1 protein-coding gene is annotated in these 609 nt (G+C 56.8%); it reads right to left on the reverse strand.

The features are described 5' to 3' along the window. Positions 1-7: 7 nt before the first annotated feature. The coding region (locus HMPREF2562_RS08625) for an IS30 family transposase (RefSeq protein ID WP_141744788.1) at positions 8-609 on the reverse strand (602 nt) is incomplete at its 5' end.

A 609-nucleotide genomic window follows, 5' to 3' on the forward strand; every position in this document is an offset into this window, starting at 1 on the left:
GGTAGGGTCAGGCGGTCATTGCATCATGGATAACACCAGAGATTACCTCCCGGGGAGTTAACCCGTCGAGCACTACCCGCGGCCGGTTATTCAGCAATGCTTCCGCCTCGGCGACCTCTTGGTCGGTGACATCGGTAAAGTTGGTGCCTTTGGGGAAATAAAACCGGATATCCCGATTCATCCGCTCATTGCTACCTCGCTGCCACGGCGAATGCGGATCGGCGAAAAACACCTGGATATTCTCCGCGACAGAAAACTCCGTGTGTTTGGCAAACTCCACTCCCTGATCCCAGGTCAACGTCGAAATCGTGGTGTCCATCGACTCTTTGAGCCGACGAATCATCCGTACCATCACCTCATTGACACTGGCGGCAGTATGGTCAGTGCCGAGTCTGCCGAGCAGCACAAACCTGCTGCGGCGCTCCACCAACGTCGCTAAAGCACTGGTGCCATCTGCGCCAATAATCAAATCGCCTTCCCAATGACCGGGTACCGCACGATCATTGGCTTCGGCTGGGCGAAGTGAAATATTGGCATCATGAGTCCAGCGTTTTCCACGTGGCTTGGGCACCCCCGCGAGAAGCGAGCGGGGTTTACGCCCTGGCCGGG

The sequence above is a fragment of the Corynebacterium sp. HMSC077G07 genome (genome assembly GCF_001809225.1).
Taxonomy (GTDB): Bacteria; Actinomycetota; Actinomycetes; order Mycobacteriales; family Mycobacteriaceae; genus Corynebacterium; species Corynebacterium jeikeium_D.